This is a genomic window from Kitasatospora sp. NPDC127067 (assembly GCF_042724755.1).
In the GTDB taxonomy this organism is placed as follows: domain Bacteria; phylum Actinomycetota; class Actinomycetes; order Streptomycetales; family Streptomycetaceae; genus Kitasatospora; species Kitasatospora lactacystinica.
Genome location: NZ_JBHXEM010000107.1, coordinates 1 through 17,535 on the forward strand (window position 1 = coordinate 1; position 17,535 = coordinate 17,535).

At 69.7% G+C, this 17,535-nt stretch carries 13 protein-coding genes; 4 read left to right on the top strand and 9 right to left on the bottom strand.

Annotated features, from left to right (window positions below; all coding sequences use genetic code 11):
* Window positions 1-42: 42 nt before the first annotated feature.
* Window positions 43-2,103, bottom strand: a complete 2,061-nt coding sequence (locus ACFWJ4_RS31515; RefSeq protein WP_380550024.1) for a phosphocholine-specific phospholipase C — start codon at window positions 2,101-2,103, stop codon at window positions 43-45.
* Between the two features lie 250 nt (window positions 2,104-2,353).
* Between ACFWJ4_RS31515 and ACFWJ4_RS31520 the strand changes: the two genes are divergently transcribed.
* Window positions 2,354-3,718, top strand: coding sequence for a cytochrome P450 (locus ACFWJ4_RS31520; RefSeq protein WP_380550027.1), 1,365 nt, complete (start codon window positions 2,354-2,356; stop codon window positions 3,716-3,718).
* Here the strand turns inward: ACFWJ4_RS31520 and ACFWJ4_RS31525 are convergent.
* The 4 genes from ACFWJ4_RS31525 to ACFWJ4_RS31540 form a co-directional block, all read right to left on the bottom strand.
* The gene (locus tag ACFWJ4_RS31525) at window positions 3,684-4,100 is read right to left on the bottom strand and encodes a DUF2399 domain-containing protein (RefSeq protein WP_380550071.1); all 417 of its coding nucleotides are present in this window, start codon (window positions 4,098-4,100) and stop codon (window positions 3,684-3,686) included. The two genes, ACFWJ4_RS31520 and ACFWJ4_RS31525, sit on opposite strands and share 35 nt — an antisense overlap.
* Entirely contained in the window at window positions 4,097-5,872 is a 1,776-nt protein-coding gene (locus ACFWJ4_RS31530; RefSeq protein WP_380550030.1) for a cation:proton antiporter, read from the bottom strand. Before ACFWJ4_RS31530 ends, ACFWJ4_RS31525 begins: the two co-directional genes overlap by 4 nt.
* Before the next feature lie 384 nt (window positions 5,873-6,256).
* Window positions 6,257-7,528 (bottom strand): hypothetical protein, encoded by a 1,272-nt coding sequence (locus ACFWJ4_RS31535; RefSeq protein WP_380550033.1) that lies wholly within the window; start codon window positions 7,526-7,528, stop codon window positions 6,257-6,259.
* Window positions 7,529-7,584: 56 nt separating this feature from the next.
* Window positions 7,585-8,526, bottom strand: coding sequence for a DUF389 domain-containing protein (locus ACFWJ4_RS31540; protein ID WP_359898942.1), 942 nt, complete (start codon window positions 8,524-8,526; stop codon window positions 7,585-7,587).
* A gap of 320 nt (window positions 8,527-8,846) precedes the next feature.
* On the opposite strand from ACFWJ4_RS31540, the gene ACFWJ4_RS31545 reads away from it, so the two are divergent.
* From ACFWJ4_RS31545 to ACFWJ4_RS31555, 3 genes are read left to right on the top strand one after another with little or no spacing between them, the layout of a single operon-like run.
* Complete coding sequence (locus ACFWJ4_RS31545; protein ID WP_359898940.1) at window positions 8,847-10,667, top strand: glycoside hydrolase family 15 protein; 1,821 nt, start codon at window positions 8,847-8,849, stop codon at window positions 10,665-10,667.
* Window positions 10,668-10,673: 6 nt separating this feature from the next.
* Complete coding sequence (locus ACFWJ4_RS31550) at window positions 10,674-11,621, top strand: cyclase family protein (protein WP_380550037.1); 948 nt, start codon at window positions 10,674-10,676, stop codon at window positions 11,619-11,621.
* A 31-nt stretch (window positions 11,622-11,652) separates the two neighbouring features.
* Window positions 11,653-13,233 (top strand): GMC oxidoreductase, encoded by a 1,581-nt coding sequence (locus tag ACFWJ4_RS31555; protein ID WP_380550040.1) that lies wholly within the window; start codon window positions 11,653-11,655, stop codon window positions 13,231-13,233.
* Between the two features lie 54 nt (window positions 13,234-13,287).
* Here the strand turns inward: ACFWJ4_RS31555 and ACFWJ4_RS31560 are convergent, their stop codons facing one another.
* The 4 genes from ACFWJ4_RS31560 to ACFWJ4_RS31575 all read right to left on the bottom strand — a co-directional run bounded on the left by ACFWJ4_RS31560 (window position 13,288) and on the right by ACFWJ4_RS31575 (window position 17,233).
* Window positions 13,288-14,331, bottom strand: coding sequence for a cytochrome d ubiquinol oxidase subunit II (locus ACFWJ4_RS31560; protein WP_380550043.1), 1,044 nt, complete (start codon window positions 14,329-14,331; stop codon window positions 13,288-13,290).
* Window positions 14,328-15,809, bottom strand: a complete 1,482-nt coding sequence (locus ACFWJ4_RS31565) for a cytochrome ubiquinol oxidase subunit I (protein WP_380550046.1) — start codon at window positions 15,807-15,809, stop codon at window positions 14,328-14,330. Before ACFWJ4_RS31565 ends, ACFWJ4_RS31560 begins: the two co-directional genes overlap by 4 nt.
* A gap of 35 nt (window positions 15,810-15,844) precedes the next feature.
* The gene (locus ACFWJ4_RS31570; protein WP_380550049.1) at window positions 15,845-16,231 is read right to left on the bottom strand and encodes a hypothetical protein; all 387 of its coding nucleotides are present in this window, start codon (window positions 16,229-16,231) and stop codon (window positions 15,845-15,847) included.
* A gap of 162 nt (window positions 16,232-16,393) precedes the next feature.
* Complete coding sequence (locus ACFWJ4_RS31575) at window positions 16,394-17,233, bottom strand: SDR family oxidoreductase (protein ID WP_380550052.1); 840 nt, start codon at window positions 17,231-17,233, stop codon at window positions 16,394-16,396.
* Window positions 17,234-17,535: the final 302 nt, after the last annotated feature.

A 17,535-nucleotide genomic window follows, 5' to 3' on the forward strand; every position in this document is an offset into this window, starting at 1 on the left:
CCGGGCACCCGCGTGCCCGGGGCGGCGCTGTGCGCGGTGCCGTCAGTAGGTGACGATGCCCGGGTCGGAGAGGCCGGGGGCGCCGGTCTCGACGTGGCCGGCGAGGCGGCGCACGAAGTCGGCGGTCGCGCCCGAAGTGACGGTCACGTCGTACCAGTTGCGGCAGGCGCCCAGGTCGACGGTGCACGTGACGGTCGCGCCCCGGCGGACGGTGAGGGCCTGCGGCGTGCCGCCGTAGGCGTTGGTGAGGGTCAGCACGACGTCCGCGGCGCCCGCGTTGGTGAGGGTGAGGTCGAGGTTGCCGGTGGTCGCGTTGTGGCGGGCGGTGACCTCGGGCCCGGCGGTCTTGCCGGGGTTGCGGAAGCGGCGCAGGAAGCCGTTGGGGCCGAACACGGTGAGGTCCGTGACGCCCTTGGAGTACGTGGTGTTCCAGGCGTCCGCGATCGTCCGGCCTGCCTCCGTGGTGTACGTCCACGGACCGTCGGTGCGGTTGGGCGAGGTCACCAGGAACTGGGCGCCCGCCGCCGCGCCCGCGCTGAAGGTGAGGCGGTACTTGCCCGCGGCGGTGTCGGCCGCCCCGTCCACGTACGGCGCGTAGGCCAGCGGGCGGGTGGGCTTCGCGCCCGCCTCCTGCTTCGGCATGGTGCCGGTGGCGGGCGGGGTGGGCACGTAGTCCGGGTGGCGGTTGCGGTCCGCCGGGGCGTAGCCGGCCGTCGAGGGGAGCGCCGCCGCGGTCGTGTTCGACGCGGTGAAGTCGAAGGCGGAGGTCAGGTCGCCGCAGATGGCGCGCCGCCAGGGCGAGATGTTGGGCTCCTGGACGCCGAAGCGGCGCTCCATGAAGCGGATGATCGAGGTGTGGTCGAAGGTCTCCGAGCAGCTGTAGCCGCCGGTGCTCCAGGGCGAGACGACCAGCATCGGGACCCGCTGGCCGAGCCCGTACGGTCCGGCCGAGTAGCCGATGCCGCCGCCGAAGTAGTCGGCGGTGGTCGCCACGGTGGACAGGCCCTGCGAGGCGGAGGAGGGCGGGAACGGCGGCACGACGTGGTCGAAGAAGCCGTCGTTCTCGTCGTAGGTGATGAACAGCGCCGTCCTGGCCCACACGTCGGGGTTGGACGTCAGCGCGTCCAGCACCTGGGAGACGTACCAGGCGCCGTAGTTGGCGGGCCAGTTGGGGTGCTCGGTGAAGGCCTCGGGGGCGGCGATCCAGGAGATCTTCGGCAGGGTGCCGGCCTGCACGTCGCGCCGCAGGTGGTCGAACAGACCGTCGCCCGCCTTGGCGTTGGTGCCGGTGCGGGCCTTGTCGTACAGCGGGTCGCCCGGCTTGGCGTTGCGGTAGTTGTTGAAGTAGAGCAGCGAGTTGTCGCCGTAGTTCCCGCGGTACGCGTCGCCGATCCAGCCCCACGAGCCGGCCGCGTCCAGTCCGTCGCCGACGTCCTGGTAGATCTTCCAGGAGATCCCGGCCTTCTCCAGCCGCTCGGGGTAGGTCGTCCAGCTGTAGCCGGCCTCCTGGTTGCCGAGGACCGGACCGTTGCCGGCGACCCCGTTGCCGGTGCAGCCCGTCCACATGTAGTAGCGGTTCGGGTCGGTGGAGCCGATGAACGAGCAGTGGTAGGCGTCGCAGATGGTGAAGGCGTCGGCGAGCGCGTAGTGGAAGGGGATGTCCTGGCGGGTCAGGTAGGCCATCGTGGTGGCCGTCTTGGCGGGCACCCACTGGTCGTACTTGCCGCTGTTGAAGGCCTTGTGGCCGCCGGCCCAGTCGTGGTTGAGGTCCTGGACGAACTGCATCCCGAGGTCGCTGACCTGGGGCCGGAACGGCAGCACCTCCCGCTTGAGGCCGTCCGTCTGGTGCCACACCGGGCTGCCGCTCGGCAGGGTGACCGGGCGGGGGTCGCCGAAGCCCCGGACGCCCTTCAGCGCCCCGAAGTAGTGGTCGAACGAACGGTTCTCCTGCATCAGCACGACGATGTGCTCGACGTCCTGGAGGGTGCCGGTGCTCCCGAGCGGGGCGATGGACGCGGCGCGCGCGATGCTCTGCGACAGCGACGAGAACGCGACGGTGGCACCGGCGAGTTGGAGGAAGCGACGACGATTCAGCTCTGCCATGGGTGGATTGACCTCAGCATGTCAGGAGGGTGGAGGACGGCGCCCCCAAGGACAGCGCGCGCGGGGTACCAACCGGCGGCCCGTTCATGACCGGCCGCCGTACGGCAGACGAACGCATCAAGTTGTACGGACAAGGTGTGAATCCGCTTCCGTGCGCCGCGAAGTCCACCAGCGCGCCCCGGTGCGAAGGGTGCGCAGGTGGTGCGCCGGACCGCAGACTGGGTCCCGACCCCTCACCGGAGGAACGACGATGCCCACCGCCAGCCGACCACCGGCCCCTCCCGTCGCACCCGGACGGCTCCCGCTGATCGGCCACGCGCTCGCACTGTGGCGGCGTCCGCTGGAGTTCCTCGACAGCCTCACCGCCTACGACCCGATCGTGGCCACCCACCTCGGCCCGAAACCCAGCTATGTGCTGACCGGCCCCGACCTGGTCCACCGCGTACTGGTCACCGAAGCGGCGAACTACGCCAAGGGCCGCTCCTTCGACAAGCTCCGCCCCTACCTCGGGAACGGACTGGCCACCTCCGAAGGGGCCTTCCACCTCCGCCAACGGCGCCTGGTGCAACCGGCGTTCCACCACCAGCAGATCGCCCACTACGTCGACACCATGGCGCGACTGGCCGCCGAGCGCGCCGACTCCTGGCGGCCCGGCCAGGTGGTCGACGTCACCCGGCAGATGCTGGAGCTGTCCCTCGCCATCGTCACCTCGACGCTGTTCTCCACCTCCCTCGACGCCTCCGCCGCCGCCGAGATCCGCCACGCCATGCCCGTCGTCCTGCACGGCATGTACACCCGGGTGCTGGACCCCACGAACCTGTGGCACCGGCTCCCCACACCGGGCAACCGCCGCCTCGCCGACGCCCACGACCGGCTGCGCCGCGCCATCGACCACCTGATCCACGCCGACCGGGCCGACCGGGCCGACCGCGCGAGCGGGCGGCCGGACCTGCTGTCGATGCTCCTGCAGGCCCGGGATGCCGACAGCGGCGAGGCCATGACCGACCGCCAGCTCCACGACGAACTCATCACCCTGCTGGTGGCCGGCACCGAGACCGCCGCCGGCGGGCTCGCCTGGCTCTTCCACGAACTGGGTCGGCACCCGCACCTCGACCGGCGACTCCACCAGGAGCTGCACGACCACGCCGTACTCCCCCTCACTGCCGACCAGTTGCCCCGGCTCGGCCACACCCGTCGCGTCGTCGACGAGGCCCTTCGGATGCGCAACCCCGGAGGCATCACGATCCGCCGCGCGATCACCGACGTCGAACTCGGCGGCTACCGCTTCCGCGAAGGTACCGAGTTCATCTTCAGCGCCCTCGTCCTCCACCGGAACCCCCGCCACTTCCCCCACCCCCTGCGCTTCGACCCCGACCGCTGGCTGCCCGACCGGCCCCCCGCCCCGCGCGGCGCGTTCGTCCCCTTCGGCGCCGGCCATCACCTGTGCATCGGGGAGTCCTTCGCGCGCACCGAGATGCTGACCGTGGCCGCGACCGTGGCGAGCCGCTGGCGGCTGACGCCCGCCCCGGGAGCACGGGTCCGGGGCGTCATGACCAGCACCAACCACCCCGACAACCTCCTCATGACGGTGGAACCGCGCCCAGCACCCGACTGAACCACCCGCACCGACCGGAAACCGACCACCCCGAACGCCGGGCCCGGTGCCCGGCGATCAGGTCGCGGTACCAGCCGTACGAGGCCTTCGGCGTGCGCCGCTGGGTGTCGAAAGTCGACGTGGACGAGGCCGAGGCGCTGGTGATAGCCCTCGGCCCGTCGAACAGCCTGTCGTTCCATCCGTGACGGTACTCTGCCAAGTCGTCGAGGAGAAGGTCGGCAACCACCTCCTCGACCGCGATGCGGATGCCCTCGCCGTCGAAGTCGCCGTGGTGGCGCAGGGATGCGCCGTCGTCGGAGAGTCGGCGCAGCAGGTGGATCACGGCGGTGTTGGGCCAGCCGGAGATGCAGACCAGTGGCGGGCAATGCCGGCCGAAGCTCAGATCCGTTCCGCACGGCCGGCGGGGGCCGGGCCAAGGACCACGACGGTGTCTCCCGTCTGCGGAGAAGGGATGTCGTGTTCGGTGACCGGAACCAGGCGGCCGTCGGTGCGCACCACGAACAGGGCGTCGTGCCCTGCCGGCGTCGCACCGTTCACCGGTTGTGCCACGACGTCGGCCCCGGCGCCGTACCGGCGCATCAGCCGAGGCCTGGTGAGCCCGGCACCGAACAGGATGTCACCGCCCAGGAACGGGGCGACGACGCCGTGGCTGGCGGCTGGAGGCCCGATCCGGTAGACCGGTCCTTCCACGCTTCCCCGCAGGACCACCGACGCCAGTGCGTTGAAGTCGTCCTCGGCGGTGAGAAGCAGTACCACGGTGATGCCCTCCAGCTCGGCGCCTTCCCCGGTGGCTGCCGCCAGCAGTTCTCCGGGTGCCAGCTCGAGTCCGGCTTGTTCGATGCGCTCACGCTGTTCTTCGAGACCGGCCCACAGCAGCACCTGAAGACCAGCGGCTTTCAGGGCCAGGCCCAGGTCGACCACCCAGGGCTCACCGCCCACCAGCAGCGGCCGGGAACGGCCCGAGCGCACGACCCCCAGGCGTCGGGCGACGAGCGTCGCGGTCAGCCCGTAGAGCGTCACCGTGGCGACGATGACCACGAAGGTAGCCGGGAGGATCTTCGAGGCGCCGACGATCCCCTTGTTGACGAGGCCGGCCGAGAAGGTCGAGGCGGTTGATGCCGCGATGATGCCGCGCGGTGCCATCCAGCCGAGGAAGGCGCGTTCCCTGCGGGGAATGTCAGTGCCGAGCGTGGACACCAGGGCCACCAGCGGCCTGGCGACGGCAACCAGGACGGCCGACAGTCCCAGCGCGGGGAGCAGTACGTGCCGCAGCGACTGGGGTGTCACGGTGGCCGAGATGGAGACGAAGAGCACCCCGAGGATCAGGGTGACCAGTGTCTCGAAGAACGGCCGACGCACTGGGAAGTCGAAGCGTCGCAGGTTGGTGACAGCCAGGCCCATCACGACTGCGGCGATCAGCCCGGTGTCTTCGCGGAGCACGTCGCAGACCGCCGCCACGCCAATCACCACGGCGAGCTGCGCGGTGGTGCCGAGCACCTCGCCCAGCCGCAGTCCCTGCACCAGCGCCCACAGCAGGACCGCTCCGACGGCCCCACCGGCCAGGCCGACGCCCACACTCCCCAGGAAGTGTGCCGCCCCGCTCCCGAACCGACCCCTGGTACTGGCGTCGACCGCGTGGAAGACGAGCGCGCCCAGGATCGCACCCACCGGATCGATCAGCGAGCCCTCCCAGACCAGGAGGTGCCGCAGCCGGTCCGTCGGGCGGACGAAGCTGAGCAGCGGTCCCACGACAGTCGGCCCCGAGACCACCAGGATGGCCCCGAGCATCACGGCCGCTCCGTAGTCCAGGCCGAGCAGCGGTTTCGACACGAGGGTGCCGATCGCCCAGGTGAGAAGCACCCCGATCCAGATCAGCCGGATGACGACGCGGCGCATGTGCCCCTTCAGCTTCGCCAGGTCGAGCCCGAGACCGGCGTCGTAGAGGATCACCGCCACGGCGAGCGACACCAGAGGCGAGAAGGCTGCGCCGAGCAGTCGCTGGGGATCGACGTCGCCGGTCAGCGCACCTGCGGTGAAGCCGACGGGCAGCAGGACGATCAGGGCGGGGATGTGCAGTCGGCTGGCCAGGATCTGCGAGCCGACGGCGAGCACCAGGATCAGGCTCGTCCCGATGAGGATCTGGTTCGTCGTCATGTCATTGCTCCGGCAGGCCGGTTCACCGGAGGGGCTGGTAGCGGCTCTTGCCGGCCGGCCGGCGGCCGAGCAGCGGCGTCAGGGTGACGATCGCCCGGTCCTCGTGTTCCGCCCACCAGGTGCGCATCGGCGCGAGTCCGGCTCCCGCCGAAGCGGACGCGAACGTCGTCCGAAGCTCCATCACGAACGGGGCGGCGTGCCTCGGGTGGTCAGGAGGGCAGCTCCGAGTACCACAGCCGGGCGCGCGAGCCACGCGAGCAGGACGGCAAGCCCGTTGCGTACGCCGTTCCGCGCCTGGAGGATCAGGATGAACGCGGCGATCGGCACCGGTTCCGGAGTGATCGCCAGGCCGATGAGGACGAGGTCGAGGAGCCATGGCCTCGGTCACTTCCCCCATGGCGAGATGCCCCATCTGACGGTGTGCCGCTCGCCCGGTCCGAGGGCGACGATCGACGCACCGTTGCGGAGGGCGTCCGGCGGACAGGACATCGGTTCAATGGCGACCGCGCGACGACGTTCCCCCTCCGGCAGGGTGTCGCCGGTGTACACCTGCAGGAAGTCCGCCCCCTCGCCGAGCCAGACATCCGTACCGTGTTCCCCCGACGGGTGGGCCAGGCGTACCACGGCACGACCACGGGCGTCCCGGTCGAGATCGCCGAACGGGGTGTCCAGGTGCTGGGCGCCGATCGCCCTCGGTGTGCGGAAGTCGTACGGCGTGCCCGCGACCGGTTCGACGGCCACGGGCAGGCCCAGGTCATCGGTGCGGACCCAACTCCGCGCCGGAACGGTCAGCACCGCGTCGTCGACCGTGGCCGTGCCGACGGTGAGGTAGGGATGCTGGCCCACGCCGTACGGTGCGACGCTCGTGCCCTGGTTCAGAGCGGTCACGGCCACCTCGAGGCCCTCGTCGCCAAGGACGTACTCGGCTCGGACCCGCAGGTGGAAGGGATAGCCCGGCTGCGGCCACAGCGTGACTTCCAGCACGGCTCGGCTGTCCGCCTCCTCCAGCACCTGCCACGAGGTCCAGCGGAGCAGACCGTGGATCGCGTTGCCGTTCACCGGCTCGGTCAGCGGCAGTTGCAGGTCCTGCCCGCGCCATCGGTAGCGGCCGCCCCTGACCCGGTTCGGCCACGGCACCAGGAGTTGGCCGCGCCCTCCCGTGATCCGGTCGTCGGCAGCGAAGCCGTCGAGCACCGGACGTCCGCCGATCGCGTAGTCCCGAAGGGCACCGCCCAGTTCGACGATGACCACGGACTGGCTCCCATGACGCAACGCCAGCTGCCGTCCGGTCCGGCTCTCGCGCACGCGGCCTCCTCGCACTGCCCGAGGGTGGGCACAACCCACGAACCCGGGCGCCGTGGCGGCCCGACAGGTGCAGGCCCCTCGATCGGCAGGGTGCGGGCGCGCAGGGTCCAAATCAAGCGAGACACGATCCCACCTCCGGAAGAGCTCGGTGGGTTCGCCCTTTGAGACGATTCCTGGCGCGGTGGGCGTCCCCATCAACCGTCCGGTGAAGCTCTCGATGAGATCCCGGTTCCCCGACAGCCCGAGCCGTTCGGCCAGCATGGCCCCCACCGTGCTCCTGCCGGACCCGGAAACGCCCAGAACCACGAGGATCGTCGTCCGGCGCGGTGATTCCGCGCGCTTCGTTGCCATGCCACGATCCTCGGACCGCTCGTGGGCTGTCGCCTCCCGCAGTGCCGCCGTGGGTGTCAACGGCTGTTTCGAAGGCTGATCTGCCGCCAGATCGCCCGTTGGAACCTGAGTGTGAGGACACCCACCGCGATCAGCACGACGATGTTGAGCAGAAGCTGCAGCAGTGAGCCACGCGCCTCGCTCCAGCTCGCGAAGGCACAGGACACGCCGATGTCAGCGGCCGCCGGGACCGTGGTGACCGAGATGAACACGCCGAGCAGGGCGCTCGTCCTGGCCTGGGTCAGCGACATGATCCCGACCATGCCGGCGAGCACTGCGACGGCCAAGGAGAAGAAGTTCGGCGTGTTGATCAGGTCGGAGACCGGCCTGACACCCAGCGTGAACGCCTTCGGCTGGATTCCCAGACCCCGGACCAGTAACGAGAACAGGAGTGTGAAGGCCACGGCCAGCGAGAAGCCGACGAGCAGCGCGAACAGCCCTTGCCGAATCCGCGGCCCGTTCCTCCGGTCGATGCCCAGCGCCACGCTGGTGATGGCGCCGTACTCGGGTCCCACGACCATTGCCGCGACGATCAGGATCTGGGAGTTGGTGAGGATTCCCACCGAGCCGATGATTCCAGCGATGATCAGATAGACGTAGAAGCTCGGCAGATAGGTCCCCTCGGCCCGGATACGCGCCTCGACCGCCTCCCACACCGGTGCATGCGCGAGCGCCCCGAGCTGGTGTGTCTCCGCCTCCTCCGCGAGTCCGGAGAACGCCATGTCGACCGACTCGATCACGACCGAGCCACGCCGGTCGACGTCCAGCTCACGGAGGTTGCGCAGGACCTCGTTCGCCGCACCTGCCAGCACGTCGCACTCGATGGCGTCGCCGTCCGGGTGACGTGCCGTACCCGCGAGCACGACCAGGTTGAAGACGTAGCGGTCGCCGGTCAGCATGTCGACCGTCTCGTCGGTGACGTCCGGCGGAGTCACCAGCCGGAGATGGACCATCTCCATGTAGCCCCTCCGCAGCCGGGGAAGTCCAGTGGCGGCGCGTGCGTACCGCCCGAGGCCAGTACCGCCGGGGGGACGATCGTCGGCAAGTCGAGCGGCCCGGCCGGTACCGCTTCCGGGCGGTCTGGGCCGCGGCCCGTCCCGGTCCTGCCCGCCGACGCCAGGCAGGCACGTGGCTGCTCCGTCCGGAGTACCAGGCGGGCAGACGCGTCCTTCCTGGTCACAGCGGATTCCGGGAGTCGTCGGCACCTGTCGTGGAGCGCGTGCGCGCGGCTGGTCGGATAGTGGAACGCAGGGGGTCCTCCCGAGATTGCGGAGACACCATGGACCGCTACCCGCCTATAGCCGACCACGGCCTGGTGGGCGACCTGCAGACCGCCGCGCTGGTCTCGTCGCAAGGGGTCGTCGACTGGTTCGCAGCTCCTCGCTTCGACTCACCCAGCATCTTCGCCGCCCTGCTCGACCACGACCGGGGCGGCTACTTCCTCTTCGCACCGGAAGAAACGGAGGTCACGTACAAGCAGCTCTACTACCCCGACACGGCCGTCCTGGTGACCCGGTTCATGTCCCCCGACGGGGTCGGCGAGGTCGTCGACTGCATGCCGCCCGACCGGACGGGCAAGCCCACCGACCGGCACACGCTGATTCGCGTCGTGCGCGCGGTGCGGGGCACCGTGCGGTTCGTCCTGGACTGCCGACCGCGGTTCGACTACGGCCGCGCCACTCACGTACTCGATCTCCAGGGCGAGACCGCGGTGTTCCGTGCCCCGGAACTTGCCGGATACCTGCAGAGCACCTTCCCCGTGGAACGCAACGGGGACGACGTGCGCGGAGAGGTCACGCTGAACGCCGGGCAGCTGGCGGGTGCCGCCTTCACCGTCTGCGGCCCGGACGGGGCCCCGCCCGCGCCGATCACCGTGGAGGAGCTCAACGACCAGCTCTTCGACATCGGCAACTTCTGGCAGGGCTGGCTGCGCACCTCCACCTACCGCGGCCGATGGCCGAACATGGTGAACCGCTCCGCCATCACGCTCAAACTGCTCACCTACCACCCCACGGGCGCCCCGGTCGCCGCGGCGACCATGGGCCTTCCCGAGCAGGTCGGCGGCGAGCGCAACTGGGACTACCGCTACACCTGGGTCCGTGACGGCTCACTGTCAGTCCGAGCGCTGCTCGACCTCGGATTCGTCGAGGAGGCCACCCGGTTCACCCACTGGCTGCGCGATCGCTTGGCCGAACGAGCGAGCTCCGACGGCGAGCGTCTGCAGATCATGTACCGGGTCGACGGCGATCCCGACATCCCCGAAGTGATCCTCGACCACTTCGAGGGCTACCGCGGCTCGGCCCCGGTCCGGGCCGGCAACGCCGCCATGGACCAGCTGCAGCTCGACATCTACGGCGAGGCGCTCTACGCCCTGGCCGAGGGCGGCACGGTGGGCCAACAGACGGGCTATCACGGGTGGAAGGCGCTCGCCGCCACCCTGGACTGGCTCGCCGACTCCTGGGACCGTCCCGACGAGGGCATCTGGGAGACCCGTGGCGGACGCAAGGACTTCACCTACAGCCGGGTGATGTGCTGGGCCGCCTTCGACGTCGGGCTGCGTCTGGCCACCGAGTTCAGCAGGCCCGCCGACCTCGCGCGCTGGACCACCGCCCGCAACGCCATCCTCGAGCAGGTGATGACCCGCGGGTGGAGCGACAAGGAGCAGGCTCTCGTCCAGCACTACGACGGGGACGTCCTGGACGCGTCCTTGCTGCTCATCCCCCGGGTCCGCTTCCTCGCTCCCAAGGGCCCGGGCTGGCTGTCCACGCTGGACGCCATCGACCGCAAACTCGTCTCCGACAGCCTCGTCTACCGCTACGACCCGGCCGCCTCACCGGACGGTCTGCGAGGCTCCGAGGGCACGTTCAGCCTCTGCACCTTCCTCTACGTCGATGCGATGGCCCGGGCCGGCCGGACCGAGCAGGGGCGCTACGCCTTCGAGAAGATGCAGACCTACGCCAACCACGTCGGTCTCTTCGCTGAGGAGGTCGGGCCGCGTGGGGAGCAACTGGGCAACTTCCCGCAGGCGTTCACCCACCTCTCGCTGATCATGGCCGCCACCACCCTCGACGAAGCACTCGACCGCGAACAGACCCGCTGAGCATCCATGACGACGCACACAGGATCCGCCGGCCCACCACCGCTGAGTTCGGCCGATTTCCGCGCGCTCTACCAGCGCGTGCGACGCGAGGCCTTGCGGGACACCGCCGACCGCGGCGCACTGGACACCCTCGCACCGACGCAGGTGCTGGCAGCTGCCGGTGAGGTCCGATCAGGTCGCACCGTCACGCTCGCCGCCGTCATGGAAACCCGGGCGCGCCCCGGCAATCCCGAGCCGTGCGAGCACCAGATGACCGGCGTCGTCGACGGCAACATCGAGGCGAACGGCCTGCGGTTCGCTACGGACCGCTTCGCCATGAACGTGCACGGCGACGCCGACAGCCACATCGACGCCCTGTGTCACGTCGTCTACGACGGCACACTGCACAACGGCGTGGCCGCGAGCAGCCTGACCGTGACCGGGGCGACGAAGCTGTCCATCGACGTGGCGCGGGACGGAATCGTCGGCCGCGGCGTGCTGCTCGACATCCCCCGTCTGCGCGGCGTGCCGTGGCTCGAACCCGGCGACCACGTGACCGGAGAGGAACTGGCCGCCGCCGAGACCGCGCAGCATCTGCGGGTCAGTCGAGGGGACCTGCTCTTCGTGCGGGTCGGCCATCGCCGCCGTCACCGCGAACTCGGGCCGTGGAACGCGACCACGGCTCGCGCCGGGCTTCACCCCACCGCGATGGAGTTCCTGGCGGACCGGCAGGTCGCGGTGCTCGGCAGCGACGGCAACAACGACACCGCTCCCGGCACCACGGAGGGTGTGGCCTTCCCGGTGCACGTTCTCGGCATCCACGCCATGGGACTGCACCTGCTGGACTACCTGCAGTTCGAGGATCTGGTGCCGATCTGCGAGGAGCAGGACCGCTGGTCGTTCCTCTGCGTGATCGCCCCGCTCCGGCTTCCCGGCGCCACCGGATCACCCGTCAATCCCATCGCGATCCTGTGACGTGCGAACACTTCGAGAACGGGAGCCCATCGTGGCCGACACCCAACACTACGACGTCATCATCATCGGCACCGGCGCGGGTGGCGGCACGCTCGCCCACCGGCTGGCGCCCTCCGGCAAGCGGGTGCTGATCCTGGAGCGCGGGGACTACCTGCCTCGCGAGATCGACAACTGGAACTCCACCAAGGTGTTCGTGCAGGGCAAGTACCTGGCGCAGGAGACCTGGTACGACCGGCACGGTCACGAGTTCACCCCGGAGGTCAACTACTACGTCGGTGGCAACACCAAGTTCTACGGCGCCGCGCTCTTCCGGCTGCGCCCCCAGGACTTCGGCGAGCTGCGCCACCACGACGGCATCTCGCCCGCCTGGCCCATCCGCTACGAGGACCTGGAGCCCTACTACACCCAGGCCGAGCACCTCTACCTGGTGCACGGCAAGCACGGCGAGGACCCCACGGAGGGTCCGGCCGGCGCGCCGTACGCCTACCCTCCGGTGGAGCACGAGCCGCGCATCCAGCAGCTCAGCGACGACCTGGAGAAGCAGGGGCTGCATCCCTTCCATCTGCCGATCGGCGTGAACCTCACGCAGAAGGAGAACGGGCGGGCGACCCATGACAGCGTCTGCATCCGCTGCAACCGGGTCGACGGCTTCCCCTGCCTGGTGAACGGCAAGGCCGATGCCCAGGTGGTCTGCGTCGATCCAGCGCTGAAGCACGACAACGTCTCGATGATCACGGGCGCCGATGTGCGCCGCCTGGAGACCGATCCGACCGGACGCACCGTCACCGGCGTGGTCGTGGAACTCGCGGACGGCTCGGCGGCGGGGTTCAGCGCCGACATCGTGGTCGTCGCCTGCGGAGCAGTGAACTCCGCCGCCCTGCTCCTGCGTTCGGCCAACGACCGGCACCCGAACGGGCTGGCCAACAGCTCGGACGTGGTGGGACGGCACTACATGCGGCACAACAACCTGGCCCTGATGGCGATCTCGAAGGAACCCAACCCCACCCAGTTCCAGAAGACCCTGGCGCTCAACGACTGGTACCTCGGCTCGGACGACTTCGACTACCCGCTCGGCGGCATCCAGATGCTCGGCAAGTCGGACGCCGAGCAGATCCACGGTGAGGCGCCGCGGTGGGCCGGCAAGTTCTCGCCGAACATGCCGTTCGAGGTACTCGCGCACCATGCGGTCGACTTCTGGCTGTGCGGTGAGGACCTGCCACTGCCCGACAGCCGCGTCACCCTCGACGGCGACGGGAACGTCCACCTGTCGATCGACGAGAAGAACAACACGACCGGGCTGAAGAAGCTGCAGCACAAGCTGCAGGGCATGCTCGGGCAGCTGGGCATGCACGAGCACCGCCTGCTCGACCACAGCATCTACCTGCACAAGGGAATGCCGATCGGGGCCACCGCCCACCAGGCCGGCACCGTGAGGTTCGGCGACGACCCGAGAAGCTCGGCCCTGGACGTCAACTGCAAGGCGCACGACCTGGACAACCTCTACGTCGTCGACACCGCCTTCTTCCCGAGCATCGGCGCGGTGAACCCGTCACTGACCGCCATCGCCAACGCCCTGCGGGTCGGCGACCATCTGATCGACCGGCTGCGCTGAACGCCCTCAGGTCCACACCGGACAGCGGCCGAACCGGAGGGGTGCCCGGTCGGGCTAGGGGTTGTCGCCCGGTGCCTGAGCCCCTCGCGTATCGGAGTCGGTGAGGGGCTCCAGGTCGCCGAGCGTGTCGAGACGGTAGAGCAGGACGAGGGCCGGCCCGACCACCACGACCGCGATCACCGTGACGATCGCCAACCAGCGCAACGTCTGGGCGGCTCCCGCGGCCTGTGCCACCGTCAACGATGTGGGCAGCAGGTACGGGCGCTGGGCGAGGCCCCAGGCGGCCACGGTCAGAGCGACGCCGGCCACCGAGGTGTAGCGGCACCAGCGGTACTCCCGCCGCGCGAGCAGCAGTGCGGTGAGGGCGGCGGCGAGGGCGGCGAGGATCACGAGCGCCAACCCGGCTCCATGGGTAAGGCCGTGCCAGACGTACTCGGCGTCGTGGTGGGTGACGGGGATGCCAATGACCGCCAGCACCACGATGGCTCCGAGGCTGCAGAGCGCTCGGAACCGGAAGTACCGGACCAGGTCGTCGGCTCCGAAGCGGCGCGCGTCCGCGGTGAGGAAGACGGCGCCGAGGTACGCGGTGGCCGCGACGGTGAGCAGCCCAGCGACGATGGACGTGGGATTGGCCCAGGCGTCGGAGGAGGCCGTGGTCCCGGGCGCGACCCGGCCGGAGGCGATGCCGCCGATGACCACGCCGAAGAAGAAGGGGGTGAGCAGTGAGGAGACCGCGAAGACCGCGCCGTAGATCCGCCGTCCGGCCAGGCGCCGGGTCGGCTTGCGCAGGGCGAAGCCTGCGCCGCGCAGGACCAGGCCGATGGCGGCCAGGGCCAGCGGCAGCCACATGGCGCCGAACACGGCCTGGAACATCGTGGGGAAGCCGGTCCACATGATGATGAAGACGAAGATCAGCCAGACGTTGTTGGCCTCCCAGACGGGTGCCATGGCATGGTCGATCAGCCAGCGGGGCCGCTCGCCGCGCTCGGCTCCCCCGGCCAGCAGATCCCAGAACCCGGCGCCGTAGTCGGTGCCCCCGGCGCAGGCGTAGGCGGCGACTGCCAGCACCAGGACCCAGGAAATCGCGTCGGCCATCATGACGCACCACCAGGTGACTGCGGCGTACCGGGATCCGGCGCGGTTCCGGTGGTTGCCATGGTCGCTTCCCTTGGGCCGTACGGAGTGCCGGCCTCCGGACCGAGCGCGCCGGCCTGCCCGGCCGGGCTCTCGTCGGCGATCCGCCAGCGGGTGCGCATCTTCAGCAGCACGGCGAGGAAGGCGCCGAAAATGAGCACATACACGGCCACCACGATGCCGAACATCGTCCACAGTGAACTCACGCGGGTGGCGGTGACCGCGTCGGAGACCCGCATGTTGAAGTAGACGATCCAGGGTTGGCGGCCGACCTCGGTGGTGATCCAGCCGCACTCCACGGTCAGCAGACTGGCGGCCCCGGCGACGGCGGCGCAGCGGAAGAACCACCGGGATCGGGGGAGATCACGGCGGCGCCACCAGCACCACGCATACCAGAGGGCGAGCAGGATCAGCAGGCTGCCGATGGTCGCCATGATGTCGAAGGCCCAGTGGACGATGGTCGCCTGGGTGGCGGTGGGGCGGTCGTCGGCGGCCACCGAGGTCAGGCCGGTGACCTGGGTGCTGGGCTTGAATCCGGCCAGGATGGAGTCGAGTTGGGGGATCTTGATGCCGCCGGAGATCGTTCCGTCCTCGTTGAGGCGCCCGAACAGGTACTCCGGCACGTGGGTGTCGGTGTTCCAGACGATCTCGGCGGCGGCGAACTTGACCGGCTGTTTGTGGAAGACCTGCCGGGCGAGATTGTCGCCCAGGAAGAACTGGACCGGGGTGAGGATCGCGGCGACGGTGAACGGCACGGTGAAGCCGAGCCTGTGGTACCGGTCGCGGCGTCCGCGCAGCCAGCCGACCGCGTAGACCCCGGCGACCACGTAGCCGGCGGTCAGGAACATCGCCACTACGAAATGCCAGTACTGCGGGCCGAAGATCGGTGTGAAGATCGCCTGCCGCACCGTGACATCGACCGGGTTGCCCTGGGCGTCGAGAGTGAAGCCCTGCGGGGTGTTCATCCAGGAGTTCGCCGCGATGATGCCGAAGGCTCCCAGCAGCGCGGCCAGCGGCAGCGGCGTGCCGAGCCAGAAGTGCGTCCAGGGCCTGAGCCTGCGCCAGCCGTACAGGTAGATCGCGATGAGGACGGCTTCAAGGAAGAACGCCCAGGCCTCGACGCCGAATCCGAGACCGAACACGTCCCCCCAGCGGCCCATCATCCTCGGCCACAGCAGTCCGAACTCGAAGGAGAGGACAGTGCCGGTGACGATCCCGATGGCGAACTGCACGGCCATCACCGCCGACCAGCGCCGGGCCAGCTTCAGGGCCACGGCGTCACCCTTGCGCAGCCCGCGATAGTGCATCAGGAGCGTGATGAAAGGCAGCGCGACACCGAACGGGACCAGGAGGATGTGGGAGCCCAGGGTGAAGGCCATCAGCTCGCGCGCGGGCAACGTCTGGGGTGGGGTGTTCGCGAGAAGAAGTGTGGTGCTGTGCATGTGTGCCTCGATGGCTCGATCCGTGTGGCGCTGGGTCAGTGAGCTGGCGGGGCCGGGTCGGTCGGGACGCGGGTTCCGGCGGAGGTGAAAGCGCGCTCGCGGCGGGACCCGGAGGCGAACACGATCAACCAGGTGAGCAGCGCTCCGAGCCTGCTGCGGAAGCCGGTGAGGAAGGCGATGTGGATGAACAACCAGGCCAGCCAGCCCGTGACCCCTGACACGTTCAGCCGTCCGACCTTGACGACCGCCCGGCCCCGGGAGATGTAGGCGGCGCTGCCGAGGTCCAGGTATCTGAAGGGCTTCGGCTGTTTGGTCCGGCCTTCCACGGCGCGGCGGATCGCGCGGCCCGTGTAGGCACCCGATTGCATCGCGACCTCGGCCAGGCCCGGCAGCCTGTTCAGACTCATCAGGTCGCCCACCACGCGGATCTCCGGGTGGCCGGCGATCGTGAGGTCGGGCTCGACGAGGAGACGAGGGTCACGGCGACGGGCGACCGGCGCAGCGCCCGGGCGGCGAACAACCCGGCGAATCCCCCGCCGAGGATCACCACTCGGCGGGGCGTGATGTGGTCCTCCATCGCGGTGTCAGCCGCCGGTTGCGAAGCCGGGGAAGAGCGTCATTCCGCCGTCCACGTAGAGCGTCGTGCCCACCACGTAGTCGAGCAGGTCGGAGGCCACTGCCACGACGGCGTTGGCGATGTCGTCCGGGTCACCGACGCGGCGATAGGGGATCAGCCGAAGGAGGTCGGCCTCGGCCTCGGGGGTGTCCCAGGCGTCCTTGTTGATGGGGGTGCGGATGGCGCCGGGGGCGACCGCGTTCACCCGGATCTTCTTGGGCGCCAGCTCTTGGGCGAGCGTCTGCATCATCATGCCGACGCCGCCCTTGGAGGAGGCGTAGTTCACGTGCCCCGACCAGGGAATGATCTGGTGGACCGAACTCATGCAGATGATCTTTCCGGCGGCGCGGGACACCTCCGGGACGACGCCACGCCGCAGGAACTCCTTGGCCGCCTCCCGGGCGCAGAGGAACTGGCCGGTGAGGTTGACGTCGATGACCTTGTTCCACTGGGCCAGTGTCATCTCCGTGACGGGAGCGTCCCGCTGCAGGCCCGCGTTGGCGACCATGATGTCGATGGTGCCGAGCTCGTCGACCATGCCCGAGACCATCTGGACGACCTGCTCCTCGTCGGACACGTCGGCCTCGTGCGCGTAGGCACGGACCCCGAAGGCCTCGATCTCCGCGACCACCTTCTCGGCCTCGTCCGCGCCGACAACGTAGTTGACGACGACGTCCGCGCCGGCCCGGCCGAGAGCAATCGCCGTGGCCTTGCCGATGCCGGAGTTGGCGCCGGTCACCAGGGCCTTCTGCCCAGCCAGGAGCTGCGAGGGGATCACCCCGCGATTCTCACCGACACTGCCTGCCACGACTTCTCCTTCGGATCTGTGGGCGGCCCGGCGGGCAGTGACGGACCGCCCGCCCCGGTGCCCATGCTCTTCCAGGCTCCACACTTCTCGGCGAGAGAAGCACCATCAGGCACGACAAGCCCGAAGCGCCACGCAGTACTCACCCGTTCGGTAGTGAGCGCCACGCAATCGGACCAGAAAGCGCCGCACGATGCGGAGATGTCGGCTCGAATGACCCTTGACGGTCCCGACTTCAGCAAAGCGCGGAGGAATCGGACCTTCTGCTGTCAGCATCGACCGAGTCGGCACAGTAGGTAGTGTCG